This window comes from Paraflavitalea sp. (genome assembly GCF_059502485.1).
On record NZ_JCACET010000011.1, the window covers coordinates 207,985 to 231,867 of the forward strand.

Consider the following 23,883-nt stretch of genomic DNA (forward strand, 5'->3'; position numbering starts at 1 on the left):
ATGGGTAACACAGCTTTAATGCAGCAACAGCTTGTGTCTTGTATATTGGGTGGCGCTGTTGGCGATCATATAGGCTTGTATTCATGCTGCCCGAAGAGTGAATAGTTTATTTATCTGTTGTCCAAATCCCCCTCCTACAAAGTCTATTTCCCTACCGGTCTGTTCTTTGTTGAGCGAATAGCTTTGGTGTTTTATAAAACATAAAAAGTAAAGCTCATGAATCAATTGGAAAACAAAGTAGCTGTTGTGTATGGTAATGGCGGTATTGGCGGCGCCATTGCAAAAGCATTTGCAGGGGCTGGTGCGCGGGTATTCCTGGCTGGTCGTACGCCTGCGAAGCTCAAGGCCATTAAGGATGATATTCTGGTTGCAGGTGGCAGCGTCGAGACTGCTCAACTGGATACATTGGACGAACAGGCGGTAGAACAGCATATGGATGCTGTAATAAAGAAAGCCGGGAAAGTAGATATTTCTTTCAATGCCATCGGTATTCCTCAAAAGGGTATTCAGGGTATTTCACTCACTGAACTTTCGCTGGAGCGTTTCTTTCTTCCCATTTCTACTTATACCCAATCACACTTTGTGACGGCGAAAGCGGCGGCGCGGCGAATGATAAAGCAAGGCAATGGTGTGATCCTGATACATACGCCCAATGCCAGCCGGATCAGCCCTCCTTTTGTGGGTGGCATGGTGCCTGCCTGGGCAGCGCTGGAAGCGCTCTGCCGTTCTTTGTCGACAGAATGCGGCCCCTATGGTGTAAGGGCTGTGTGCCTGCATACAACTGGTATACCTGAGACGGCTTTGATCGATGAAGTGTGGGAGATACATGGAAAGGCGCATGGTGTTCCTTTTGAGCAATTCCATGCGTCGATGGAAGGAGCAACGCACCGGAAACGTTTGACGACGCTCAATGAACTGACAAATGCAGCAGTGTTTGTGGCTTCCGATGCCGGCAGTGCTTTTTACGGGCACTACTGTTAATCTGACTGCGGGGATGATTGTATAATATAACCCTTCGACAGCACTTCGATAGGCTCAGTGTGACATACAATAAAGAAGGCCTTCCGTTTAAACCGGAAGGCTTTCTTTATTATACTTATTTCTGTATTCCTGTGGTGAGAGGCCGGTTACTTTTTTGAAGACTTCTCTGAAGGCTTTGTCGTCGGAGTAGCCTACGTTGATCATGATCTCGAAGATGGTCTTACGGCCTCTTTCCAATTCTTTTTTGGCGGCTTCTACTTTTACACGTTGCAGGTATTCTACCGGTGTGTTGCCGGTGGCTTTGATGAAGCGCCTGTCGAAGTTGCGCCTGCTAACGGCGAGGTCAGTGGCCAGTTTCTCGAAAGATATTCGGATGTCGATGTTTTCTTCTATATAGGTCTGTGCTCTGCTGATAACATCATCGCCGTGGCTTTTTTGCATGTGAAAGATGGCAAACTGCGACTGGGTGGTTCTTTCTATATCGATCTGAAAGATCTTAGAGCAGAAGATGGCTGTTTGCCGGTCGAAGAATTTCTCTACGAGGTAGAGCATAAGGTTCAGGAATGAATAAGCGCCGCCGTTGGTGTAGATGCCTTTTTCGTCGGTGATGATCCTGTCTTCTATTACTTTCACATTCGGGTGCAGCCGCCTGAACTCTTCTACTTTATGCCAGTGTATGGAACAAAGTCTTCCTTCAAGGAGGCCCGTAGCGGCGAGCAGGAAGGCGCCTGAGCACATGCTGGCTATCTCTGCTCCGTTTTTGTATTGTTCGTTTATCCAGTCGATCAGTGGCTGGTTTTGTTTGATATCTTCCTCTGTAACATCTACAGAGGGTATGATCACCAGGTCTGTTTTTTCAATCGTCCTGATGTCTGCAGGGTGTATGGCGAGGTAGTTGTTGTAGGCTTTCACTTCGGTAATGTAGCCTGCAATCTGAATGTGGAGCTGGGTTTGGTTGCCCAGCATTTGACCAAATCCGGTTGCTCTGCTTAATATTTCGTAGGCCCCTCCTACGCTGGTAAGGTTTACTTCTCCAACCGGAACGACGATGGTAATGTGTTTCATGCGAAAGTTTAGTCAAAAGTAGGCAAGGTCGTTGTCCGGATCAACCCGTCTGAATGTCCATATTGCACCCCTGGAGATTTTCGATGTTTGTGCAGGACGCTGTAAATTGCGGCTGGAATGAATCACTTCGAATCTTCACATTTTATGGAAGCTTTTCAAATAGATTTTGTGGGTAACGGTCAGCCTTGTTCGGCCGAAGTGGAGCTGGAAGGCATAGGCGATTCGTGGGATGCACATGTACATGTGAAGGGACATCCTGTTATTCATGAGTTGCATGTCAAGTTCTGGCTGGAGAGCTTTTTATTGCCTGTGTTTTCTTCGAGGGCGGATGCACAATTCTTTGAGCCATTGCTGGAAGCGATCGATGTAAAGGCAAAGTTGTTATTGCCGAAAGAGTTTAATTGACCCTCTTCTTATTTAGTGAGTTATTTCGTGCTTTCACTAAATATGGTAAAAAATATCCTGCTTATTTTCTCCTATTTTATTGACAATCATTTATTTGACAAATTGGCATTGTGTTGGAATCCTTCAGGATAATTCAACAATTGTAAACGTCAAATTATGAAAATCGTAGTCATCGGAGGCACCGGCCTCATCGGCAGCAAAGTAGTCGCAAATCTTCGTCAGTGGGGGCATGAAGTGATCGCCGCTTCTCCCAACACAGGTATCAACACGATTACCGGAGAGGGCCTGGCAGAGGCCATGCAAGACACGGATGTGGTGGTTGATCTTGCCAACTCTCCTTCTTTTGAAGACAAGGCTGTTATGGATTTCTTTCAAACAGCGGGCACCAACTTACTGGCTGCAGAGATCAAGGCTGGTGTAAAGCATCACATTGCTCTTTCCATCGTAGGTGTGGACCTGATGCAAGAGAGTGGTTATATGCGCGCAAAGCTGGTTCAGGAAAACCTGATCAGGCAATCGGGTGTTCCTTATACTATTGTCCGCAGCACGCAATTCTTCGAGTTCCTGGCGGGTATTACCAACCAGGCTACTGATGGTAATGAAGTCCATATTTCTACTGTTCAATTCCAGCCTATCGCTTCTGATGATGTGGCTGGTTTCGTGACCCAGGCTGCGCTGGCAGCACCGATCAATGGCTTTATCGAGATTGCCGGTCCTGAACGTTTTATCGCGTCTGACATTATTGGTCAGTATTTAGAAAAGACCAGTGATCCGCGCAAGGTGGTTGCCAATGGAAAGGCTGTATACTTCGGTGCTCAGATCAGTGAATCTGCATTGGTGCCTGCCGGCAAAGCCAACCTGGGAGCTACATCTTTTGACAAATGGCTGGAACTCTCCAGGCCCAGGGTTTAACGGGGTTGTTGCCTGCTGACCATTGAAACGAAGATGACAGGTGTCAGTTTGCCGAGGCGGTTGTAACGGGTGTGCACTTTCTACCTGTTCGTGTACCAGGATAACTCTACGCCGGCGTATGATCCTTACGAAAACCGGTCAACAACACGGCAAGTCGATCGTCGGCAGGCAACTTCTTCTAATGTCTGTTCTCATTAATCATTTATCAAACCGTCTATTATGATCTTTTACTTCCTGCATCCTGCAGCGTATTATCATCCGCATGACCCGGCTGATCAACGCAAGCTCGTGCCGCTTCATGAGCCAGATCACAATACCGCCGAAGGCAGTGAGTTCCTTGACGACGCTTTGCGCATGGATGATGAGCCTGTAGTGTATACGGAAGAAAGTGTTTCTTCCGGTAGTCCTAATAACCTGCTGTAAGTATTTCAATTGTATTTAGTAACCTTTAAAATGAAGTGGTATGAAAAATTATGACTCTCCCGGTGACGCTTTGTCGGATCTGAAGAACAGGGGTTATAACACTGATCTGGCAACAGAGCATTTCTGTCTTTACTGTGGCGACTTGGACATGCGGCTTGATCCGGAGGAATTTCATGTAGATGAAGTCTACCGGGTTAAGGACAATTCAAGTCCGGATGATGGCTCTGTAGTATATGCTATTTCTTCTCCGCTTGGCGTAAAGGGTACATTGATCGATGGAGATTCCGAACATTTGAATGCCGAGATGGCTCAAAAATTACGTAGTGAGCCACCATCATCCCGTGCATAGTCTCCCGCAGTAATTAAATTCTTAATAATGAAAATTGATCTGTTACGTGTGTCTGTGTGCACGTTGTTATTCATGTATTCAAACAACTTTGTTATGGCTCAAACGAGTAAATCTGTAAAGCCTGAAAACGATCCCCGCATTTTTTCTCCTGTAAGGGGTTTTCTAAAAGCGCTTAATTCAGGTGGTGGAAAACCAATAGAACAGCTGAGTCCTGCTGCTGCAAGGCAGGTGTTAACAGACGCACAAAACTCCGTATCTGTCGATTATTCCGGCATCGAGGAGTATGAGCGGTTGATCTCCCAGGATGGTGAAAAGGTAACTATTCATATTGTAAAGCCTAAAGGGGCAAAAGCTGACGCACCGGTGTTCATCTATATTCATGGTGGTGGCTGGGTTTTGGGGGATTACCCAACGCACAGAAGGCTGGTGAGGGACCTCGTGGTGGGCAGTGGTGCGGTGGCTGTGTTCCCCGATTATACGCCTTCTCCTGAAGCACGCTATCCCGTGGCCATCAATCAAATTTATGCTGCTACCAAATGGGTGTCGGAGCATGGTGATGAGATTGGTGTGAATGGAAAAAATCTGGCAGTGGTGGGCAATAGTGTAGGCGGTAATATGACTGCAGCAGTGGCGCTGATGGCCAAAGACAAGAAAGGTCCCGCTATCAAGTTGCAGGTGTTGTTGTGGCCGGTAACTGATGCAAATTTTGAAACGGGCTCTTACAATGAACTGGCGGAAGGAAGGTTCCTGACGAAAAATATGATGATCTGGTTCTGGGATAATTACCTGCCTGATCACAGGAAGCGGGAGGAAATTTATGCGTCGCCTTTGCGTGCTACTACTGCCCAGTTAAAAGGGCTGCCTCCTGCACTTGTACAGACTGCAGAAAATGATGTGCTTCGGGATGAAGGGGAAGCTTATGCCCGTAAACTGGATGAGGCGGGTGTTCCGGTTACGTTGACGAGGTATGGCGGCCTCATCCATGACTATGGTTTGTTAAATCCGCTGGCGGGTGTGCCTGCTGTGCAAACTGCGTTGTTGCAGGCAGCGGCCGTTATTAAAAAATCGCTCGCCCATTAACCGGACTGTTATGTACATGAAAAGCTATACTCCTGATGTGGCTGCTGCTTTAACGGCTGTTGTTGACCGTCTGCGGGACTTTCAGGATGATGTAGAGCTTTATCTCGATCAGATCAGGGAGCATCAATTGCAGCACTGGTTCCCGCAAAGGCTCGGCATAAGCCATATCGTATTGAATAGTTTGCTCAGCCGGTTGGAGAACCAGGACTATTGGTCTGTTCTAAATAATAAGATCGGTAATGGCAGGGGCAGGTGGAGCAGTTTAAAGAATGACGCAGTAATTGGAGGTCTAAGATCGCTTTTCAGGGATTGCTCTATTGTACAGTTTGCAGACTGGTCGAAGACGGTTGATGCGTCTGAATTTTGGTATGGCTTGTTTTCTGATGTGATCAGGCCGTTGAACAAACGGGATTATGAGTTCATTTTTCATCCGGGCAATGTATCGGCGCGGCTTTCTTTCGAGGTGAATGAGTTGCTGGACATCATTGGTGATTATGCTTCTTATGGGCGGGTTACGTTGATGGTTGACGAGGAGGATGCGGATCGATTATGGAGCCGGTTAAATGGCCGGGCGACTTATGCTACCAGTTCCGGATTCAGATCACCCAACGTGAAAGAAAAATACTTGTTCCTTTTCAATGCTATGCGTGTAGATGTATTGCTGATCAATGGAAATGATCGTATGGTGTTGTTGTCGCGGGATGGGCAATTCAATTTTACAGGAAAGTCGTTGAATAAGATTAGTGTGCCAGATGACAACAGGGGGTACTTTAATTCCGGTTACCAACTTGGTTTATTGCTTCAGCTCGATATTCCTTACTGTATAGTCCTGGGCCGTGCCATTTCCGGGGCTGCTGCAAAGTATGCTACACGACTGGGCGCTGCTGAACTGTTTTCTTTTATCAATAATTGTATTCTCGAATCGCGTCAGGTGTCGTTGAGTTAGATCGCTGGCAAGGGGCTGACCGGTTCAAACTAACTTTTTATCATCAATTAAATCTCGTTTATGTTTTCGCTCAAACAATCAATGTCAGGTATTATAATGATGGCTGCCTTATTGGTACTGTCATCAAGTGCCAATGCTCAAACGATTCCCAAGGGGGTAAAGAATATCGTGTTTGTTCATGGCGCTTTCGCCGATGGCTCCAGCTGGGCCAAGGTGTTGCCTATTCTAAAGGCTAAAGGGTATAATGTAAGTGCCGTTCAAAATCCACTTACTTCTGTAGAGGATGATGTGGCGGCTACCAAACGGGCTATTGCATCGATGGATGGGCCCGTGTTGCTGGTTGGCCATTCTTACGGTGGCATGGTAGTTACTGCAGCCGGCAATGATCCTAAAGTGGTTGGGTTGCTATATGTGGCCGCGCTGGTTCCTAATGAAGGACAGTCAGCTGTCGATGTCACTGGAGCGTTTCCTCCTGGCCCGGGTACTGCAGAGTTCAGGCCGGATGCTGCCGGTTTCTTATCTCTTTCTTATAAAGGTATTCATGATCATTTTGCGCAGGACCTGAAACCTGGTGAGCGGGATATCTTGTTTGCTACGCAAGGTCCCTGGGCTGTGAAGGCTACTACCGATAAGGTGCAAAAGGTGGCGTGGAAGTATAAGCCTTCCTGGTTTATTGTAGGTCTCGATGACCACCTGGTTATTCCTGATCTGGCCCGGGCAGAAGTGAAAATGATCAATGCAAAAGCAATCGAGTTGAAGACAAGTCATGTCCCCATGCTATCTCAACCCGGTAAAGTGGCAGCGTTCATTATCAGTGCCGCGCAAAGCTTATAATATCAATTCTTTTATTCCATAAAAATCAAAACACCATGCAAGAGTTTTTAATTGCGATCCACAGGGATCTTACCAGCAAAAACCCAACTCCCACTCCCGAACAAATGAAGGAGGCCATGAAACCTTACCAGGAATGGATTGCCGGTATTGCATCCAGTGATCATTTGGTAGGCACTGTAAAAAGATGGGACATTGACGGAAGAACTATCAGCGGTACCGGCACTGTGAAGGAAGGCCCATTTGCTGAAAAGAAAAGTTCTATTGGCGGCTTATTCCTTATCAAGGCAAAAGACTACGATGAAGCTGTGAAGATTGCCAAAGGGTGCCCCATTATTCAGTATGGCGCTATTGTTGAAGTTCGTATGGCTATTCCCGCTGCATAGGGGTTTGGGTGTTGTTTGAGTAGCTGCTTGCCAGGGGGCAGGCAGCTTTTTTATTATTGCATAAAAAAAGCTCTGCATAAGAGCAGAGCTTTCGTATAGCTTCAATGTGTTGTATTAATACCTGTTGCCACCACCGTAGCCGCCGCCACCGCGACCGCCTTTGTTGTAGCCACCACCACCGCCACCGCGGAAGTTACCACCACCACCACCAAAGCCGCCGCCACCGCGAGATGGTCTTTCTTCTTTGGGTCTGGCTTCCATTACTTTGATAGCCCTACCTTCTACCATGGCGCCATTCAGTTCTGCTATGGCCTTTTTGGCAGCTGCATCATCTTCCATTTCAACGAATCCGAATCCGCGTGAATTACCGGTTTCTCTGTCGTTGATGATCTTGGCAGATGTTATTTCGCCATAAGGAGCAAAAAAGTCCCTTAAGTCTTCATCTTGTACGTTGAAGCTTAAGTTGGAAACATAGATGTTCATTTCTTAATAATTTAAAATTAAAATAGTGAGAAAGCAAGGAGTAAGAGAATAATTAAGATGCAAGTACAAGAGCAGAATAATTAACGTTACTGATGCAAAGCTCGTTTACGAATTAAAGGTATGATTTATCGGAATATAAAGTGCTAAACGCGGTATATTATTCCGGGGAACGGGATTAAAATGCCTTTAATAAGCCCGTATCCGGTCTTATTTTCCCTTGTTTCACAGTTAGTTGTGTAGATACCACACATCTTATAATGAAAAATGTTATTTTATAAGTCTCACTATCCGGGATGGTCCTGGCTTGACTGTGATAGCCGCATCTCCGCGTTTACCCTTAGACGATAAGTATATTGCCTTACTTCCTGTACCGTAAACTACCGGATTGCGCTCAAAACGATCTTACATTCTTGTTTTCGTGTCCAATCGGGTGCAATTTTACACCAGCAAAACGCAATAGAGTCCAAGTCCGTAAAAATCCAATGTCCCGAAAGTCCAAACAAAAATCCGTACCCTATCTGAAAGTACCACTACCCTGAACCTCGCGCCCTTACAACAACTGTAGTGTGCCACCTCTCGAACCACTTGTAAGTTTTTACCGTAGAAATTCATTACCCTCTGGCGAGCAGCCGGAGGGTTTTTCTTTTGGGGCTAATTGCTTATCTTCTGGGCATGAAAAGACTACTGCTTTGCCTGTTGTGGCCTGTGGCGCTTCATGCCCAGTCGCTCCCCGACTCTACCTCCCGGAAGATCGATAGTGTTTTTAAGTCTTATACAGCTGTGACGCCCGGTTGTGCCGTAGCCGTGGTAAAAGATGGACAGGTGGTGTTCCAGAAAGGTTATGGCCTGGCCAACCTGGAATATTCAGTACCCATTACGCCCAATACTATTTTTCACATCGCTTCCGAATCGAAGCAGTATGTAGCTTTTTGTATGCTGTTGCTGGAAAAGGAAGGCAAATTATCGCTGGATGATGATGTCCGCAAACACCTTGATTATGTGCCCGACTTCGGTCACAAGATCACCATCCGTCACCTCATTTATCACACCAGCGGGCTGCGGGATCAATGGCAGTTGCTGGCCAATGCCGGCCAACAGTTGGATGACGTTATCATGCAGGACCATGTCATTAAGCTGGTATCGAAGCAGCAGGCACTCAACTTTAAACCCGGCGAAGAATGGCTGTATTGCAATACTGGTTATACACTGATGGCAGAGATCGTGAAGAAAGTGAGTGGTCTTTCCCTGCGGGCATATGCGGCTAAGAATATCTTTGAGCCCCTGGGAATGAAGGATACGCATTTCCATGACAACTATCAGGAACTTGTTCCTGGTCGTGCTTATTCATATGGCAACGCTGCCGGGGGCAAGTTCCAGCATGCGGTACTGAGTTATTCTATAGTGGGGGCTACCAGCCTGCTTACGACTGTGCTGGACGAAGCCAAGTGGCTCAATAATTATGAAACCGGCACTGTAGGTGGCAAGGCGCTTATCGAAAGAATGTACGAAGTAGGTGTGTTGAATGATGGCCGCAAGCTGAACTATGCTTTTGCTTTGAGTACGGGTAAATACAAGGGCTGGCAGCAGATCGCTCATGGCGGTGGGGATGCGGGATTCCGGACCTTTGTCAGCCGTTTCCCGGAGAAAGGGCTCGGTATTATTATATTCAGTAACCTCGGTTCATCGGATGTGACCGGCTTAACTAACCGTGTAGCTGATGTGTTCATCTCCACGGCTAAAGAAGAACCTAAAGTGGAAGAAACTTATGTGACTGATAGTGTGTTGCTGAAGAAGCTGCCCGGAAAGTATTATACGGAGCGTGGCGACCGTCTGGAAATGCTGTGGCGTGATGGAAAACTGATGAGGCGTAATTTCAATAATACCACTTTTGAATTGAAACTATCGCCGGCAGGCGCTAACCGTTATAAGGTTTCTACCGGTGGTGTTTTAATATTGAATGAGGCTTATGTAAAGCGAGACTCTTTGCCAGAGTTGCAAGTAGAAATGCCTACTTCTCTCCTACACTTCAAGCGGCAACCTAAAACCGACCAGGTAGTGACGGCTGAATTTGCCAGCAGGTATTATAGCGCTGAAACGGAAGGCTTTTATACGGTAACTTTTAAAGAAGGCAAGTTGTCGCTGGAGCATCGAAAATATCCCACTGTTGCTTTGCAATACATCGCTCCCGATCAGTTTACCTCTGCGCATTGGTGGATGAATCACATCAGGTTTATACGTGACAGCAAAGGAAAGATCATAGCTTTTGAAGTGAACTCAGGCAGGGTGTTGCATTTGCGGTTCGACAGGGTGAAGTGATACTACTGGCCTGGTTGAGTAAGCCCTTCCCCATCTATCTACACGCAAACAGAACTGTAAATCAGACCATTGGTTGGCAGGAGAATTGTGCGGCTTATGCTATAAACATGTGTTATGGCAAATCTACTTTTCGATCGCCGTCACCTGCGGGAATATTCTCTGTGGGGCATTATTGCCGGACTGGCTTATTCGATCCCGGTCCTCATTTATCTGGCTGTGGCTAATTATTATTATACTGCCACCATATTTATAGGTTGTATTCTATTTATGTTCGTGGTGTTAAGCTATACGATGAAATTAACACGTCGCCGGCCTGAATACAAAAGTACCTGGTCCATGATCATTGCGGGCCATATGGTTGTTTTGATTGGTATTATTAGTTCTATTCTTGCTTCTTTTTTATTGTGCTTCATTTTTATACCCGGGTTTATGAGTGGCAACAGTGATGACAGTTATATAAGCCGTGCACCGAAAGCCATCAATGTCGATAACACCAGTACACTCATGTTGATTGCCATGACGGCTACGCTCGTCAATTTTGGTGTTGGTGGTGTGATCAATATCGTGGTGGCGTATGCAGTGAAGCTCAATCAAACGAAGGACAGAACGCCTTCTGTTTTGCAGGAACATCCGAAGTATAAGCATTAGGCCATATATAGATATTTTCTCATTGCTTTAGGGCTGATTTGCCATACTAATGGCGAATCAGCCCTGATTATTTATATTTATGCCCTAAATCATTTGCCCCTCCCCATGTCAGCAACATTTGCTACTTATTCCAAATTTCATACGCCGGAAAATGCGCAGTACCTGATCGATCTTTTGCAGCATCTCGAAGTTCCCTATACGCTTGAGCATGAGGTAAACCAGCTGGACCCGATATACATTGGCGGTAACATCGATCCGATGTTTGCTTTAAAGATCCCTGGCGACCGTTTTAATGACGTGAATGCATTGATGGCTGAGCTGGCCAAAAAGGATATGGCACAGCCGGGATTTGAGCATTACTTACAGTCTTACACAACTGCAGAGTTGCAGGAAATAGTAAGGGAGCCCGCTACCTGGAATGCTTATGATGTTCAGGTGGCTACTACGCTTCTATCAGAGAAATCGGATGAGCCAATACCTGTTTCCGTGAGTGCTGTTGAAGTGGAAGGGCCTGTGAAGATCCAGGAGCCATGGATCGTACTCGGTTATATTGGGTGCCTGGTGGGGCTACTTCTCATCTTCTATTGGAGCCTCACAGGATTTTTTGCCGGATTGGCCATTGTTCAAGCTAAAAAGACCTTAAAGAACGGGAGTGTCATAAAAATGTTTACCGAACAAGACCGGAAGCATGGACGTATCATGATGGCCTTGAGTTTGGTTTGTGTAATACTGGGATTTGTTTTGTTTTATATGCGACTTACCTGGTACTGATAGTAAAGTTGAATACTTAGACTGCTATGAAAATAATAACTATATTCCTGATCACTGCACTGGCTGGCTGCACTACTACGCCCAAATATTTTGAAGGCGAGCTCACTTTTTCACTTGAAGTTATTAAGAAAGACTCTTCCTTCGACTTGAATCGTATCCCTTCGGCGGGTGTTAAAACCTCCCGGCTTGTTTGTAAGAATGGCAGCTTTGTTCAATGGCCCGACGGCGGCTCCGTGGAATACCATTATTTTAACCGTTCATTGAATGAGATATTCTATAAGCTCCGCAATATGGATACCTTGCTTTTGCTGGATTATAGCAAATTGTCGGCTGACCTCGACCCTGTTTTATCTGTAAATACGCAAGCTAATGCAGACACCGTTTTAGGAAGGATCTGTAACCGGCTGACATTGAAAACGCGGAAGATGACATTGAGTTTTAGTTATGATCCTTCATTGGCCATCGATCCTGATTGGTATAAAAACACCCTGGGCGGTTACTATAATATTCTTTATGGCAATACGAAAGCTGTTTACCTGAAGTTTTCTATAGAGGCTGACCAGTTTATTTCAAAGGGTATTGCCACTGAAATCATACAAAGGCCTGTTCCTGATACCGACTTTCCCAATGTAGACAAACTACCGAAACAAAAATTATAAGGTTTCTTATAGTAAGAGCAATGCCGCCTCAACCGGGGCGGCATTGATTATTTAAAATGCTTTACCAGCAAAGGTTAGGCTGCTACAGCCGCTTTCTGCTGTGTAATGGTTTCGTCTTCTTTTTTAACGCCACTACCCTGCCATTTTGTTTTCAACAGCAGTATCATAACACCGAGCGTCAACACACCATAGGCTACGCCCAGCATGGCTTGTGTAGTGATGGTGATCGTGTTGGCCAATATAGAACTGAATACAGCTGTTACTACGCTAAAGCCCCCACCTGTCAGTCCGCTTGCCTTACCGGCAAACTGTGGAAAGCGGGTAAGGCAATACGACATCAGGTTGTTGAAGATGAAGCCCGCGAGGCTGTGCAGCAGGAATACAAACACCATCAGGGTAACGATGTGCTGGAAATACAGGGCAACCGGGATCAATATGGCTACTGTTATCAGTTGAAAGGTGCTGGCCATCAACAACTTTTTCAGGAATGGCTTTTTGATCAGCATGCGGGAAATAGATCCGCCTACAAAAACTGCCACACCGGAGAACAGCGAACAATATCCTGTTACAGCTGCGGAGAAACCCAGGCGCTCTTCGATGAGAAAGGGACTGCACATACCATATACCAACAGCATGGCATAGCTAAGGCCCAAGATCACCATGCCGGCTGTGAAGTCGGGCGTTTTGATCATATGGCCATAGGTCTTTAAGATCTGGCGTGGGCTGAATGGTTGTGCTGCTTTCATGGATTCGCCACCTGTGAACACTTCTATCACAAAGAAGAAGAGACCAAAGTAGCCGAGGAATACAAAGTTGGACGACCAGCCCCAGGTGGTTTGAAAGTATCCGCCCAGGAAGGGCGCCACAATGGGTGCGATGGCCCAGATGACAGAGAACATGCTGGTGTATTTCTTCAACTGGTCGCCGGCATATACGTCGACGAAAAATGCCCGCTTGCTCACCACAATGACGGCTACTGTGATGCCCTGCAGGATGCGCATGCCGTATATCAATTGCAGGTTGGTAGTGTAGGCAATGGTAAAGCTGGCGGCGCTGAATACCAGCATGGAAATGAGATTGGGCCAGTAGCGGCCGAAGCTATCGATAAGGCCGCCTACGATCAGCTGGGCAATGCCATAGGTGATAATAAAGAGGGATAGCGTGAGCTGAATAGCTGCCGGCGTGGTGTGCAGCTTTACTGCCATATCGGGCAGCGAGGGGATGAAAATATCCATTGCAAATCCCGACAATGGAATGAGCCCCAATGCGACAATGGTATTGAAACCTACTCTTGATTCTTTGATGCGTCTCATGGCTGATGTACTTTTTGAAGATGTAAAAGTAGCTCAGCGCTGGTTCCCGGTTATTATACTATTCAAAGGGATGCTTATAAAAATCAAAGATGGTAGGCCGGCGCCATTTTCTGACCTGTCCGGAACTCCATCGGCGGCATGCCCGTAGATTGTTTAAAATATTTATTGAAGTGGGAAGGGTATTCAAAACCAAGGGCATAGGCAATCTCTGCTATGTTCCAATTGGTATTGCGCAGGAGTGTTTTGGCTTCAGCCAGTACACGCTCCTGTATAATGGTGCGGGTTGATTTGCCGGTATGCTTTTTCACCACACTGTTGAGGTGGTTCACATGCACATGCAATTGGTCGGCAAAATGTGCAGGCGTTAATAGCTTCAGCGAGCTCTCCGGAGAGTCGACCGGGAACTGCTGGTTGAGCAGGGTTTGGAAAACGTTGACAAGGCGGTCGCGCGCAATGACCGGCTGTATAAACTGTTTTTGTTGCAGGCGGATGCCTTCATGGATCAGGAGCTGGAGTATGTTGCGGATCATGTCCCATTTGAAAGGATAATCGGATTCCTGCAGTGCTTTCATCTCTGCAAAATACCCACACAAACGGTCTCTTTCCTCATTGGTGAGTGTAATTACCGGAAACAGCGAAGGGTTGAACAGCGAGCAGGCGTATTGAACATCTGCGGGGATAAAACCTTCTATGAACTGGCTGTTGAACAGGCAATGGTACCTGTTGATAGGACTCGAATTGATCTCGATAGAGGCTGGCACCGAGGGATTGGTAAAGATAAGGCAGGGCTGATTGAGCTCGATCTCCTGGTCATTGTATACGAGGCTGCCGCCGCCCGGGCCAATATTGCTGCCAATACATATCTTGAAATAATCCCGCCGGTTGAACGGCGTCTTGCGGGTGGGCGCTGTAGCCTGTCTCACAAAGAAATGTCCTTTGCCGGAAGCGTTGTGCAAGAGGTCGGCCGGCACGCTGAGGCCAAAGCGTTCGTAAAACTGCTGCAGGCTTTCTGTAGGTATTTTCTTTTCCATCTCTTATATAATTCAAAGGTAGGGTGTTTTGTTCATTCCGGCTGTCACAGATTACCCCATCGCTTCTTTATTGGCTGGTAATGAACGGGCTACCCTTTGTGGCAGCCGGGCTGCGGGAATAAGCGTTGCCAGTATGAGCACGGCTGTAAAGAGAAAACCATCCTGCAGGGCATAATGCTCGGACAACAATACGCTGTAGGCTTTATCGATGTAATGGTCGTAAATATAACTGTGCATGGAACTGCTGATGGCAATGCCTACAGAGCCGCCCAGTTGTATGATGAGGCTATTGAGAGAGGTGGTCGTGGATGTTTGTGCCTGGCTTACCGCGTTGAGCATGGCTGTAGAGACCGGTGATATCAGGAAGCTGATGCCCAGGCCCCGCACGATCATGGCTGATATGATAAACAGAATGGCGGTGCCTGTATCGATGAAGGCAAACAGTACAAAAGACGCCGACAGCAAACAGATGCCCAATATAGAGATGTTGCGGATCATGCCATTATCGGCCAGCTTACCGGCGATAGGCCGCGTTACCAGCATGATCAGTGCATTGGGCAATAATAGGAGGGCACTTTGCAGTTCTGTATATCCGAGATAACCTTGCAAAAGGAATGGCAGGAAGAACATACCACCAAAGAGCGCCAGTGAACGGATGGCCACAATGATAAAGGCCCTGTTGAATCCCGCATTAGAGAATACGGAGAGGTCCAGCAAAGGGTCCGGACGCCGGGAAGAACGGATAAACAGCCAGCCACAAAAGAAGGTTAGCAATATGCCGGTGATGAATTGCCAGGAAGCAAAGCCATGCCGGGAGCCCGTGTTGGTGAGCGTAAATTGCAGGAGTACTACAAAGGCCACAAACAGAAAGTATCCCCTGAAATCGAAACGTGGGTTGCTGCGCGGACGTTGTTTCAGGTACGACAGGTAGCGGATGTTCATCAGAATCGCAATAATGCCTACCGGGATGTTGACATAGAAGATAGATTGCCAACCAAGGTACTCGGTGAGCACACCACCCAATGTTGGTCCCAGGGCAGGCCCCATCACGTTACCAATACCCCACCAGCCAATGGCGCTTCCCCGTTCGTTCTTTGGAAAACTCTCCGATAGGATGGCCAGTGATGTGGGCGCCAGCGCACCACCGCCAATGGCCTGTATGATCCTTGACAGTACCAGCAGGTCGAGGTTGGTGGACAAACTACATAACAACGAGCCTATGGTAAACACTATGATGCTGCCCATGTACAGGTGATAATAACCGATCCTGTTCTTGAGCCAGTTGGTGAGTGGTATAAACAGCAGGAAGGTGATCATGTAGGCGGTGATCACCAGTGACACTTCATCTACTTCTACCTGGAACTGGCGTTGTATTACCGGCAGCGATACGTTTACAATGCTGCTGTCGATAGCCGCCATCGAAGTGCCGATCATTAAGGTGAGGATCACTTGTGTTTTGTTCTTCAATATACCACGCTTTTAATCAATGCCAATCATCCACTAAAAATCCATTCCCGGCTGTTAGTGCCGTCCACAACTACCTATTCATCGCTTCTGAGGAGATTGGACAACAAAACTACTTCAAACACTTCATACACTGTTTTCTTCAATACAACAATGTTACCACCAGGGCGGCAGGGCCTGCTGGTTAACTTGCGCCCTGAAATATTGATTTATTACCTTATCAAACTCATGTATGAAGCGTTTATTACTGGCGTGTTGTATTGCCCTACCCTGCCTGATCATTTCCTGTACCAAAGACAAAGCAGAAGAAAATCCGGAGGGACCGGGCGGTAATCCTAATCCCAATCCTCCCGGACAAGAATTACCGGAAGGCGTACAGCGCAAAGCGGGTATACCTATTCCCGGCACGCTGGTGCAGCAGCAGATCGGTACACAAGGTGGCGAGATCGTATTGGGCAATGTGAAATTTGTATTCCCTGCCGGTGCCCTCGACAAGGTTGTTACATTCAAAGTGCAGCAATTGAAAAATACAGCACCCAATGGCATCGACAGCGTTGCCTATCGGTTTGAAACAACCGGAGATGTGCAAGCCAGCAAACCAGTGAAAATGATATATACCTTTCCGCGGGATGAAGAGAACAGGCCTTATATTCCCGGCGGCGATCCCAAAGCGCTGGCAGGTGTAGCTATTCATAAAACAGAGAATGGCAGCAGCTCCGGTGTGTATATCAAGCAACCCGGCAAACCGGTGATCAATGAAGCAGCTGGCACTGCCACCATGGACCTGCCCCTGAAAATATCCAACGGCAAACTCGACATCATCAGCTTCCTGAAATACAAACTGTGGATCAACTGGAAAGATGGTGATACCGTTAGCAGCACCACGGTTGTTTGCGATGATGAGATCGAGTATCGCGTTACCTGTCTGGGAATAGATGATATCGAAGACGATCTTTTTGTGCCGCTCGTAGACGAAAAGCCTGTGTCGCATGAGCAACGCAGCTATATTACCTTGATATACGTGAATGGCGTACCCATGGGTGCCGGTAAACCGTATGGCACCATTCTTTCTAACCACAAGGATAACTTTTTTGTGTACCATGCGCCGTATGTAGTACCGGGTGGTGCAGATAAAACCAGTAAATCCTTTTCAATAAGCTGCGATATCGATGTGATCAAAAACGACGTGTCTAAATATTACCTGGTTTCCAATGTAAAGCTCATCAATGAAAATACAATCACAATCAAAGGGAAGACCATTGTGAACGTACGTGCAAGTGCTTTGGAAGAGAGAGGACGGAAACACATCAGCATCAGCCTTAGCAACCATGATTATCCCGGCACCAGAGCGCAGGCTTCCATGGAGGTCAATGATGTGTTTGCCGGGATAGGCAATTATGAAATGAACCAACCTGCCAACCTTCATGTAGGCGCCTCTGCCAGTTACGACACCGAAAACTGGGCGGCCTCTGCACCTGATCCTGAAACCAATGGATTACATCAATATGGAGATGGCTGGGTAAGTATCGCTACTTATAACAGGATCCAGGAGATTGTCAAAGGAAGTTATGCATTTACTTTGGTACGTACTTTCAATGGCAAGGTAGAACGGACACTTGTGACGGGCAAATTCCATATGCCAGTGACTATTTCAAATTAATTCCCCTGACTGAATATATTACGACAGCGCGTGTTCCGAACGACGGAATAAGCGCTGTCTTTTTTTCATGGCTACCTTTCTGTATTATTTCAATGTATAGGTAAGCGATATCAATCCTGTGGAATAAGTCCTTGTATCGACAAGATTTAACAGGATGCGGTTCTCGATATCTTTGAACAAAGGCTTGCCGCTGCCTAATATGATGGGGTGCACTGCCAGCCACAGTTCATCTACCAGCTTCAGGTTCATCAAAGCACTGGTGAGCACAGCGCCGCCGAAAAGCCAGATGTCCTTACCATCCTCTTTTTTGACGGCTGCGATCTGCTTTTCGATATCGCCCGATACGAGGGTAACGTCTTCTCCCGCTGCTGTAAGGGTGTTTGAAAATACATAGGTCTTCATGGGCGGCATCCAGCTGTTGCTTTCTTTTACGTTCTGCGTCAGCTCATAGCTTTTGCGGCCCATAAACACTGTATCTACCCGCTTAAAGAAATCAGACATACCATAATCCTGATCGGTAAAGCACCAATCATATTCTCCATTAGGTCCTTCAATAAAACTGTCGAGGCTGACAGCTAATCCAAGAATGATCTTTCGCATAACAAATAATTTTAGGCAAAGGTGTAAAGGTGTGGAGAAACGGAATTGTAAAAAATGGACATCAGCACACGATGTAACCGGCAGTGAGCAACTCTTTGGGTGAAATGCCGGCAAACTCGCGGCAGTCGTGGATAAAGTGTGCCTGATCATAGTAGCCGCTTGCATAGGCTACTTCGGTAAGGCTTTCTGGTGGTTGCTTCTTGATGATAGATAAGGCATCGATAAATCGGCTGATGCGGGCAAACTCTTTGGGTGATACGCCCAGGCGGTCGTTGAATTGTCTGCTCAGTTGCCGCTGACTGATATTGGTCTTTTGAGAAAGCGTGTTGATCTTGAGGTTGCCTTTCAGCAGGTTGATCTGCCACAAGCAATATTCAAATTCCTGAGATGCTTCATAACCTTTCTCCAACCGGCGCAGTAAATATTGTTGCAGGATATGTACGCGCGCTTTGTTGTCGGTGCAGTCACTGATCTGTTCCTGTAACTCCTTCGCTTCCCTACCCCACAGGTCATCCAGCCCGGTGGTCATATTGGCCAACTCGCTCATGGGCAGTGAGAAGAAATAATGAGCAGCGCCCGGCTGAAAGCACAATGCAATGCAACCTGTACCGGGAAACATCTGCACATCCATGAAGGTATTCAACCGGCAGTTTACCAGGCTGCCTGTGCTGTCGAATAGGTTTTTACCTTTGACAGTTGCGAGCTGTTGGGTAGTATAACTGATAAATAATTCCACGCAGGTATCGGGCAGCACCCTGAAGCGGGCAGGCGGTGCCGATGCATCCATTTCCATTGAGCAAATGGCCTTAACATAAGGCTGCAACGCTGGAATAATATTGTATAAGGTTAGACTCATGCCATTTGGTAACGATATTAAAGGTACATATTTCAGTGAATACACAGGTCTCGCAGCAATAGTCAGGCCGCTCGAAGCGGCCAGACTAAATATGGGAATGTTCCCGCTAACAGGGAACATTCCCAACGAAATATACCCATCAGATCCAATAAAGTCCGCAATCGGATAGGTTAGTTTTATGGCAACAACCATTGAACGATGAAACATTGCTTGCTCTTCGCTTTATCGCTGATCAGCCTGTATGGCTATCCGCAGGCGCCCACCAATTATACACTTGCCTGGGCTGATGAATTCAACACAACAACATTAGATACTGTCAACTGGCGCTACCGGATCGATGGCAGTGGCAACAGCTACCAGCGACCGGCGAATGTGGTGCTGGATAATGGTAAAGTACGTATCGACCTGAAGAAAGAAAATTATCAGAATAAATTGTACACGGGTGGTGGCGTCATCACGAAAGTACCACGCCGCTTCGGATATTACGAAGTGAGTGTAAAGCTATCAGGAAAGTATGGCTGGCACGAAGCCTTCTGGACCACCTTCCTCAACAGTCTTACAAACCCTGCCCCGGGCTATCAACAGTTGCCCGGCCGCCTCGAAATTGATTGCTTTGAGCATTATTCGGAACACAACGCTCATTACTTTACCTATGGCGCTATCGAGTGGGCGCCCGTACAAGGTAATATCAACCGCGATTTCCACACCACGACACCTGACCTCACCACTACTTACAATACCTTTGGTTTTGAATACACGCCCGACTACCTTAATTACTACTTCAATGGCACGTTGCTAAAAACGGTTGATATGCGCGAGCAGATACCGCACGACTTCTATTTATGGCTAACAACCATTGCTAAGAAGCCTGATGCCGCAGATTCTGCAGGCAGTGTGTTCTTCGACTACTTACGGTGTTACGAAATCTCTCCCGTCAATTACAAGACACGCAAAGTACCGTTCATTCAATACCTCGATTCTTTGAGAGGAACAACGCATTCAGCCGGGCGCGACTTATGGATGGAAGCGGAAGATTTCAAACAGCTGAGCAACTGGACGCGTGAATGGGAAAGCAGTACAAAGGTGATCAAAGGATTTACGGCCAAAGTACCAGGGAGAGACAGTGCAGCACTGAAAGCTGTAACGCACATTATAGTGGACTCGGCGGCTACTTATACGTTGTGGGTGAGGGCGCGCGACTTTATTACTGCATCGGGTACACGCAACTTTAAAGTATTGATAAATGGAGTGCCTGCCAGTAGTTTATTTGGCGACCATGGAACAAATGGCTATGCGTGGGAAAATGGCGGTCAGTTTTACCTGCCCGCCGGCTCCAATAAGATCGAGCTTTTCGATCACTCGCAATACTATGCACGTTGCGACAGGTTATTGTTAACCACTGATACCAGTTTCGTACCGCAGGGATTGGGTGGCTCGCGCAACGTTATACATGAAGGAGCGCTTGTCAGTACAGGAAGTGCCGGTAAACATTGATCAGTCACTTTGCACAAGCGAAGAATCAGCATCGGGCAGCGGAAGTAGCAAGGTGAAAACGGCGCCTTCATTCGCAACACCGGTAGCAGTGATGGCGCCACCATGACGCTCTACGATGTTTTTGCACAAAGCCAGCCCCAGCCCGGTACCTTCATACCTGTCTTTGGGATGCAGGCGCGAAAAAGATTGAAAGATCTTGTCAGCATCCTGTTGGTCGAAGCCGATACCGTTGTCTTGTACTTTTATCCTGGTGCAAGGCTTATCAATATTCAGCCCTGCCTTTTGTAATTCATCCTGCCCGGTCACTTCTGCATCAATATGTATCTGCAGCGGCCTGTTGGTGCTGGCAAATTTCAGCGAATTGTTGATCAGGTTGTAGAACAGCTGGTAAAGCAGAATGGATGAACCGGTCAATACCGGCAGGTTGCCATACTGGATCGTTGCCTGTTTTTGCTGTATTACCACTTCGAGGTCGGTCTCGATATTGGTCAATGTATCATTTAGTGCAACCGGTTCAAAAGATTGCTCCATCGCATTCAGGGAAGAATACAACAGTACGCCTTCGATCATGGAATACATGCGCTCGGCAGCTTTCTCGATCTTACCAATATAGTCCTGGGCTTTTTCCGGTAGGTCGGCAGCAAACTCCTGCTTCAGGCGGCTGGTGAAGGTCCTCACTTTCCGTACGGGTTCTTTCAGGTCATGCGATGCCACGTGGGCAAACCGTTGCAGGTCTTCGTTCGAACGGCGTAATGCTTCTGTTCTTTCAGCTACCTGTGCCTCCAGTATTTCACCACTTTGTTTTAAAGCATCTTCGGCATTTTTGATCTCTGTAATATCACGGGTAGTGCCGGCTACGGCTTCCACGTCTCCTTTGTCATTCAATACAGGCACCAGGATATAATCATAGATACGCTTACCCTGCGTGGCATGCGGAAAAGAAACGACGCCGCGAACGGATTCCTTGGTAGCTATTACGTGGTCGATCTCCCGCTCGTGCATGGTAGCATGCCAGGGTTCATAACCATTTTCCAATAAGGTGCAGCCGATCGCCTGCTCCCAGTTTTTACCCCACATATTGAGCAATGCCTGATTGGCATAGGTGAAACGGTAATTGAGGTCCCATACATAGATGAGGTCGGGCGTGTTGGCGGTGATGGTCTCGAACAACCGTTTGCTGCTCTCCGATTCTTCACGTACCTGTTTCAATGCTTCTTCTGCCTTTTTGCGGGCATCGATGTGCGACAAGGTTGGTTGTTTAGGTTCCATATTAGTTGAGAAAAGAAATTGATAACGGAAGTTAGGTAAATTGGTTACGGAAAAGGTTTTTAATTTAACTTGAGGGCCATTTCTATATGGACACCCCTCCGAAATTTATCTTATTGGCTGATGACGACCTGGACGATCAGGAACTACTGAAAGAAGCTTTTCGCCAGGCAGCACCACTTGTCGGTGTAGAGGCGGTATCTTTTGGAAAAGATGTATTGAACTACCTGCACAGCTGCCCTGATAATAGCCTCCCCTGCCTGATCGTGCTGGATTACAACATGCCCGATATGAACGGCGCGCAGGTGCTCTCCCAACTCTGCCTGCACGAACGCTTCCAGCATATTCCTGCTGTGATCTGGAGCACTTCCAATGCTTATTTATATAAAGAAGTCTGTAAAAAGAACGGGGCCAGGGAATACTTTCAGAAGCCTCACCAGTTTGAAGAAATGATCCGGCTCTGTCGCCAGATGTACCAGTTGGCCAGTTGAGCCCTTCTGTATTTAGTAACGCCCTTTGATCCATGTGCATTTATTTTCCTTTTAACTATGGGTACAACCCGGTAAGCACTACTTTGATGCCTGCCCATGCTTCTCTACACTTACCCGCAGAAAGCTGCAATATGAACTTATTGTTAGCGCAAACGTTTGCCCGCTTTTTAGGTATGCCGGATTGACTACTTTTAAAGCCAATTTATTATACCGTATGAGTGAGCAAAACACCACTTCACTGAACAGAAGACATTTCCTGGGTTCCATAACGCGCGCCACCGCATTAGGGGCCGCCAGCCTCTCCCCTTTTGCAGCCTTGGCCGAAGAACAACAAGCCGCAACAGCGCCTGTTGCAGCCGATCATATTTTCCTGGCCCGACCCTACCTGCAGGCCGCCGGCACCGGCAGCATCAGCATCCGGTGGATCACTGCCCGTCCCAGCTACAGTTGGGTGGAATATGGCGAGCAGGGGGCATATGATAAAAAAGCCCATGCCGTAACGGAAGGTTTGGTGAATGCCTACAACCGCGTGCATGAAGTAGTGATCGAAGGACTGCAACCCGGCAAAACCTATAATTACCGGGTGGTGTCAAAAGACATCAAAGAGTTCCTGCCTTATAAGCTTACGTATGGCGAAACGATCCAGAGCGACACATATACGTTTTCTACCATCGATCCTGGCGCCAAAGAAGTATCCTGGCTCATCTTTAATGATATCCACGACAGGCCCGAGTCTTTTGGCCACCTGATAAAGCTGAACAAAGATCCGTACGATTATGTGTTCCTGAATGGAGATATGTTCGACTATCAGACCGACGAGCAGCAGATCATCGATCACCTGCTGACGCCTTGTACCGAATCTTTTGCATCCAATAAACCGATGATCTTTGTGCGTGGCAACCACGAAACACGTGGTAAATATGCCCGCCAGCTCAAGGACTATTTCTCCAGCCCCGGTGGCCAGTACTTTACCTTCCAGTGGGGACCCGTGTTTGCCATCGCACTGGATACCGGTGAAGACAAAGAAGATTCAACGCCTGTGTATGCAGGCATTGTCGACTTTGATTCTTACCGCGTGAAACAAGCTGCCTGGTTGGAACAACAAATGCAAAGCAAGGCTTTCAAGAAAGCAAAGTACCGTGTCGTAATGATGCACATACCACCACAATACTCTGGCGACTGGCATGGCGCTGCGCATTGCAAACAGTTGTTCTCTCCCCTGTTCGATAAATACAAAGTAGACATTGTCATATCGGGCCATACCCATAAATATGGTATTCATCCACCCGTTGTCGGCCAGCACAATTACCCCGTCATCATTGGCGGTGGCCCCAAAGATGGCAACCGTACCATCATGCGGGTGCAGGCCAACCAGGAAAAGCTCTCCCTGCTGATGCTGAAAGACGATGGCACCGAAGCTGGCCGTTACGAAGTAGTCGCCAAAAGATAATAT

Annotated in this window: 25 protein-coding genes; 17 read left to right on the top strand and 8 right to left on the bottom strand. The window is 47.2% G+C overall.

The features are described 5' to 3' along the window. The first annotated feature begins 216 nt into the window (after window positions 1-216). On the top strand, window positions 217-981 hold the full coding sequence (locus AC5JBY_RS28640; RefSeq protein ID WP_495908116.1) for an SDR family NAD(P)-dependent oxidoreductase: 765 nt from the start codon (window positions 217-219) through the stop codon (window positions 979-981). Window positions 982-1,068: 87 nt separating this feature from the next. Here AC5JBY_RS28640 and AC5JBY_RS28645 read toward each other — a convergent pair whose 3' ends face one another. Beyond that, window positions 1,069-2,046: a GlxA family transcriptional regulator gene (locus AC5JBY_RS28645; RefSeq protein ID WP_495908117.1), complete on the bottom strand. Its 978-nt coding sequence runs from the start codon at window positions 2,044-2,046 to the stop codon at window positions 1,069-1,071. Between the two features lie 117 nt (window positions 2,047-2,163). Between AC5JBY_RS28645 and AC5JBY_RS28650 the strand changes: the two genes are divergently transcribed. The 8 genes from AC5JBY_RS28650 to AC5JBY_RS28685 all read left to right on the top strand — a co-directional run bounded on the left by AC5JBY_RS28650 (window position 2,164) and on the right by AC5JBY_RS28685 (window position 7,378). After that, entirely contained in the window at window positions 2,164-2,451 is a 288-nt protein-coding gene (locus AC5JBY_RS28650; protein WP_495908118.1) for a hypothetical protein, read from the top strand. Between the two features lie 156 nt (window positions 2,452-2,607). Next, window positions 2,608-3,363 (top strand): SDR family oxidoreductase, encoded by a 756-nt coding sequence (locus tag AC5JBY_RS28655; RefSeq protein ID WP_495908119.1) that lies wholly within the window; start codon window positions 2,608-2,610, stop codon window positions 3,361-3,363. 219 nt (window positions 3,364-3,582) lie between these two features. Further along, window positions 3,583-3,786 carry a hypothetical protein gene (locus AC5JBY_RS28660; RefSeq protein WP_495908120.1) on the top strand — a complete coding sequence of 68 codons (204 nt, stop codon included), beginning with the start codon at window positions 3,583-3,585 and terminating at the stop codon, window positions 3,784-3,786. A gap of 40 nt (window positions 3,787-3,826) precedes the next feature. Next, window positions 3,827-4,135, top strand: coding sequence for a hypothetical protein (locus AC5JBY_RS28665; protein WP_495908121.1), 309 nt, complete (start codon window positions 3,827-3,829; stop codon window positions 4,133-4,135). Window positions 4,136-4,228: 93 nt separating this feature from the next. Beyond that, complete coding sequence (locus AC5JBY_RS28670; RefSeq protein ID WP_495908122.1) at window positions 4,229-5,215, top strand: alpha/beta hydrolase; 987 nt, start codon at window positions 4,229-4,231, stop codon at window positions 5,213-5,215. Window positions 5,216-5,231: 16 nt separating this feature from the next. After that, complete coding sequence (locus tag AC5JBY_RS28675; RefSeq protein ID WP_495908123.1) at window positions 5,232-6,161, top strand: hypothetical protein; 930 nt, start codon at window positions 5,232-5,234, stop codon at window positions 6,159-6,161. Window positions 6,162-6,242: 81 nt separating this feature from the next. Next, window positions 6,243-6,995 carry an alpha/beta fold hydrolase gene (locus tag AC5JBY_RS28680; RefSeq protein ID WP_495908124.1) on the top strand — a complete coding sequence of 251 codons (753 nt, stop codon included), beginning with the start codon at window positions 6,243-6,245 and terminating at the stop codon, window positions 6,993-6,995. Window positions 6,996-7,030: 35 nt separating this feature from the next. Next, on the top strand, window positions 7,031-7,378 hold the full coding sequence (locus tag AC5JBY_RS28685; protein ID WP_495908125.1) for a YciI family protein: 348 nt from the start codon (window positions 7,031-7,033) through the stop codon (window positions 7,376-7,378). Window positions 7,379-7,492: 114 nt separating this feature from the next. On the opposite strand, the gene rbp is transcribed toward AC5JBY_RS28685, so the two are convergent. Then, window positions 7,493-7,861 (bottom strand): RNA-binding regulator, encoded by a 369-nt coding sequence (gene rbp, locus AC5JBY_RS28690; protein WP_495908126.1) that lies wholly within the window; start codon window positions 7,859-7,861, stop codon window positions 7,493-7,495. Between the two features lie 672 nt (window positions 7,862-8,533). Here rbp and AC5JBY_RS28695 point away from each other — a divergent pair. The 4 genes from AC5JBY_RS28695 (at window position 8,534) to AC5JBY_RS28710 (ending at window position 12,255) form a co-directional block, all read left to right on the top strand. Next, window positions 8,534-10,177, top strand: a complete 1,644-nt coding sequence (locus tag AC5JBY_RS28695; RefSeq protein WP_495908127.1) for a serine hydrolase domain-containing protein — start codon at window positions 8,534-8,536, stop codon at window positions 10,175-10,177. A gap of 114 nt (window positions 10,178-10,291) precedes the next feature. Then, window positions 10,292-10,825, top strand: a complete 534-nt coding sequence (locus AC5JBY_RS28700; RefSeq protein ID WP_495908128.1) for a hypothetical protein — start codon at window positions 10,292-10,294, stop codon at window positions 10,823-10,825. 105 nt (window positions 10,826-10,930) lie between these two features. Next, the gene (locus AC5JBY_RS28705) at window positions 10,931-11,596 is read left to right on the top strand and encodes a hypothetical protein (protein WP_495908129.1); all 666 of its coding nucleotides are present in this window, start codon (window positions 10,931-10,933) and stop codon (window positions 11,594-11,596) included. A 26-nt stretch (window positions 11,597-11,622) separates the two neighbouring features. Next, complete coding sequence (locus tag AC5JBY_RS28710) at window positions 11,623-12,255, top strand: hypothetical protein (RefSeq protein ID WP_495908130.1); 633 nt, start codon at window positions 11,623-11,625, stop codon at window positions 12,253-12,255. A gap of 74 nt (window positions 12,256-12,329) precedes the next feature. Here AC5JBY_RS28710 and AC5JBY_RS28715 read toward each other — a convergent pair whose 3' ends face one another. The 3 genes from AC5JBY_RS28715 to AC5JBY_RS28725 all read right to left on the bottom strand — a co-directional run bounded on the left by AC5JBY_RS28715 (window position 12,330) and on the right by AC5JBY_RS28725 (window position 16,066). Beyond that, the gene (locus tag AC5JBY_RS28715) at window positions 12,330-13,568 is read right to left on the bottom strand and encodes an MFS transporter (protein WP_495908131.1); all 1,239 of its coding nucleotides are present in this window, start codon (window positions 13,566-13,568) and stop codon (window positions 12,330-12,332) included. Between the two features lie 83 nt (window positions 13,569-13,651). Beyond that, window positions 13,652-14,599 carry a helix-turn-helix domain-containing protein gene (locus AC5JBY_RS28720; protein WP_495908132.1) on the bottom strand — a complete coding sequence of 316 codons (948 nt, stop codon included), beginning with the start codon at window positions 14,597-14,599 and terminating at the stop codon, window positions 13,652-13,654. A 51-nt stretch (window positions 14,600-14,650) separates the two neighbouring features. Next, window positions 14,651-16,066: an MDR family MFS transporter gene (locus AC5JBY_RS28725; protein WP_495908133.1), complete on the bottom strand. Its 1,416-nt coding sequence runs from the start codon at window positions 16,064-16,066 to the stop codon at window positions 14,651-14,653. Between the two features lie 229 nt (window positions 16,067-16,295). On the opposite strand from AC5JBY_RS28725, the gene AC5JBY_RS28730 reads away from it, so the two are divergent. Continuing rightward, a complete protein-coding gene (locus tag AC5JBY_RS28730) occupies window positions 16,296-17,723 on the top strand; it encodes a hypothetical protein (RefSeq protein WP_495908134.1) in 1,428 nt (475 codons plus the stop codon). Window positions 17,724-17,807: 84 nt separating this feature from the next. Here AC5JBY_RS28730 and AC5JBY_RS28735 read toward each other — a convergent pair whose 3' ends face one another. Both AC5JBY_RS28735 and AC5JBY_RS28740 read right to left on the bottom strand, forming a co-directional pair. Continuing rightward, a complete protein-coding gene (locus AC5JBY_RS28735; protein WP_495908135.1) occupies window positions 17,808-18,323 on the bottom strand; it encodes a dihydrofolate reductase family protein in 516 nt (171 codons plus the stop codon). Between the two features lie 61 nt (window positions 18,324-18,384). After that, entirely contained in the window at window positions 18,385-19,179 is a 795-nt protein-coding gene (locus AC5JBY_RS28740; RefSeq protein ID WP_495908136.1) for a helix-turn-helix domain-containing protein, read from the bottom strand. 198 nt (window positions 19,180-19,377) lie between these two features. Here AC5JBY_RS28740 and AC5JBY_RS28745 point away from each other — a divergent pair, with 198 nt between their 5' ends. Next, entirely contained in the window at window positions 19,378-20,673 is a 1,296-nt protein-coding gene (locus AC5JBY_RS28745) for a glycoside hydrolase family 16 protein (protein ID WP_495908137.1), read from the top strand. Here AC5JBY_RS28745 and AC5JBY_RS28750 read toward each other — a convergent pair whose 3' ends face one another. After that, on the bottom strand, window positions 20,674-21,942 hold the full coding sequence (locus AC5JBY_RS28750; protein WP_495908138.1) for a sensor histidine kinase: 1,269 nt from the start codon (window positions 21,940-21,942) through the stop codon (window positions 20,674-20,676). Window positions 21,943-22,055: 113 nt separating this feature from the next. On the opposite strand from AC5JBY_RS28750, the gene AC5JBY_RS28755 reads away from it, so the two are divergent. Both AC5JBY_RS28755 and AC5JBY_RS28760 read left to right on the top strand, forming a co-directional pair. After that, on the top strand, window positions 22,056-22,430 hold the full coding sequence (locus AC5JBY_RS28755; RefSeq protein ID WP_495908139.1) for a response regulator: 375 nt from the start codon (window positions 22,056-22,058) through the stop codon (window positions 22,428-22,430). A gap of 214 nt (window positions 22,431-22,644) precedes the next feature. Then, window positions 22,645-23,880 carry a purple acid phosphatase family protein gene (locus AC5JBY_RS28760; RefSeq protein ID WP_495908140.1) on the top strand — a complete coding sequence of 412 codons (1,236 nt, stop codon included), beginning with the start codon at window positions 22,645-22,647 and terminating at the stop codon, window positions 23,878-23,880. Window positions 23,881-23,883 lie beyond the last annotated feature (3 nt).

What these genes read in the sequence shown, in the direction of transcription:
- AC5JBY_RS28640 (WP_495908116.1), top strand. Translation starts at nt 217, where the DNA reads ATGAATCAATTGGAAAACAAAGTAGCTGTTGTGTATGGTAATGGCGGT.
- AC5JBY_RS28645 (WP_495908117.1), bottom strand. Translation starts at nt 2,046, where the DNA reads ATGAAACACATTACCATCGTCGTTCCGGTTGGAGAAGTAAACCTTACC.
- AC5JBY_RS28650 (WP_495908118.1), top strand. Translation starts at nt 2,164, where the DNA reads ATGAATCACTTCGAATCTTCACATTTTATGGAAGCTTTTCAAATAGAT.
- AC5JBY_RS28655 (WP_495908119.1), top strand. Translation starts at nt 2,608, where the DNA reads ATGAAAATCGTAGTCATCGGAGGCACCGGCCTCATCGGCAGCAAAGTA.
- AC5JBY_RS28660 (WP_495908120.1), top strand. Translation starts at nt 3,583, where the DNA reads ATGATCTTTTACTTCCTGCATCCTGCAGCGTATTATCATCCGCATGAC.
- AC5JBY_RS28665 (WP_495908121.1), top strand. Translation starts at nt 3,827, where the DNA reads ATGAAAAATTATGACTCTCCCGGTGACGCTTTGTCGGATCTGAAGAAC.
- AC5JBY_RS28670 (WP_495908122.1), top strand. Translation starts at nt 4,229, where the DNA reads ATGGCTCAAACGAGTAAATCTGTAAAGCCTGAAAACGATCCCCGCATT.
- AC5JBY_RS28675 (WP_495908123.1), top strand. Translation starts at nt 5,232, where the DNA reads ATGAAAAGCTATACTCCTGATGTGGCTGCTGCTTTAACGGCTGTTGTT.
- AC5JBY_RS28680 (WP_495908124.1), top strand. Translation starts at nt 6,243, where the DNA reads ATGTCAGGTATTATAATGATGGCTGCCTTATTGGTACTGTCATCAAGT.
- AC5JBY_RS28685 (WP_495908125.1), top strand. Translation starts at nt 7,031, where the DNA reads ATGCAAGAGTTTTTAATTGCGATCCACAGGGATCTTACCAGCAAAAAC.
- rbp (WP_495908126.1), bottom strand. Translation starts at nt 7,861, where the DNA reads ATGAACATCTATGTTTCCAACTTAAGCTTCAACGTACAAGATGAAGAC.
- AC5JBY_RS28695 (WP_495908127.1), top strand. Translation starts at nt 8,534, where the DNA reads ATGAAAAGACTACTGCTTTGCCTGTTGTGGCCTGTGGCGCTTCATGCC.
- AC5JBY_RS28700 (WP_495908128.1), top strand. Translation starts at nt 10,292, where the DNA reads ATGGCAAATCTACTTTTCGATCGCCGTCACCTGCGGGAATATTCTCTG.
- AC5JBY_RS28705 (WP_495908129.1), top strand. Translation starts at nt 10,931, where the DNA reads ATGTCAGCAACATTTGCTACTTATTCCAAATTTCATACGCCGGAAAAT.
- AC5JBY_RS28710 (WP_495908130.1), top strand. Translation starts at nt 11,623, where the DNA reads ATGAAAATAATAACTATATTCCTGATCACTGCACTGGCTGGCTGCACT.
- AC5JBY_RS28715 (WP_495908131.1), bottom strand. Translation starts at nt 13,568, where the DNA reads ATGAGACGCATCAAAGAATCAAGAGTAGGTTTCAATACCATTGTCGCA.
- AC5JBY_RS28720 (WP_495908132.1), bottom strand. Translation starts at nt 14,599, where the DNA reads ATGGAAAAGAAAATACCTACAGAAAGCCTGCAGCAGTTTTACGAACGC.
- AC5JBY_RS28730 (WP_495908134.1), top strand. Translation starts at nt 16,296, where the DNA reads ATGAAGCGTTTATTACTGGCGTGTTGTATTGCCCTACCCTGCCTGATC.
- AC5JBY_RS28735 (WP_495908135.1), bottom strand. Translation starts at nt 18,323, where the DNA reads ATGCGAAAGATCATTCTTGGATTAGCTGTCAGCCTCGACAGTTTTATT.
- AC5JBY_RS28740 (WP_495908136.1), bottom strand. Translation starts at nt 19,179, where the DNA reads ATGAGTCTAACCTTATACAATATTATTCCAGCGTTGCAGCCTTATGTT.
- AC5JBY_RS28745 (WP_495908137.1), top strand. Translation starts at nt 19,378, where the DNA reads ATGAAACATTGCTTGCTCTTCGCTTTATCGCTGATCAGCCTGTATGGC.
- AC5JBY_RS28750 (WP_495908138.1), bottom strand. Translation starts at nt 21,942, where the DNA reads ATGGAACCTAAACAACCAACCTTGTCGCACATCGATGCCCGCAAAAAG.
- AC5JBY_RS28760 (WP_495908140.1), top strand. Translation starts at nt 22,645, where the DNA reads ATGAGTGAGCAAAACACCACTTCACTGAACAGAAGACATTTCCTGGGT.